This window comes from Desulfovibrio sp. OH1186_COT-070 (genome assembly GCF_003860215.1).
In the GTDB taxonomy this organism is placed as follows: Bacteria; Desulfobacterota; Desulfovibrionia; order Desulfovibrionales; family Desulfovibrionaceae; genus Desulfovibrio.
The window spans coordinates 1-398 of the sequence record NZ_RQYH01000193.1 but is presented as its reverse complement, the minus strand read 5'-3'; the positions used below and the strand labels follow the sequence as shown (position 1 = coordinate 398).

1 protein-coding gene is annotated in these 398 nt (G+C 27.1%); it reads right to left on the bottom strand.

Annotated elements, in window-relative coordinates; genetic code table 11:
• Positions 1-224, bottom strand: a 224-nt coding sequence (locus EII23_RS12490) for a RepB family plasmid replication initiator protein (RefSeq protein WP_124793571.1), incomplete at its 3' end; no start/stop codon positions are given.
• Positions 225-398: the final 174 nt, after the last annotated feature.

Sequence of the window (398 nt, the reverse complement as noted above, 5' to 3'; positions counted from 1 at the left end):
ATTTTATCGTATACATGTTCTAAATCGTTAATAAAACGTTCTTGTGAACGAGTATAGTAGTTACTTAAATATTTTAATTCTTCAAAAGGGATAGTTACTTTTCTTGTATCTTGCTCTTTAAGTTTATTGCATAGAGTAAAGAACAAATCTACTTCAGTGCTTGTAAAACGTCTTAATGGAACTAAATTCATCTCATTTCTATATACTACTGTTTCGCCAGACATACAAAACTCCTCTCGAATTTATAAGGGACTTAATATTAAAATGTCCCTTTTTAATATTGTTTAAAAGTATTATAACACCTATAATGAAGATAAAAAAGACAATAAGGGACTTAATATTAAAATGTCCCTTATATTGTTACAAAATGTCCCTTATATTGTTACAAAATGTCCCTT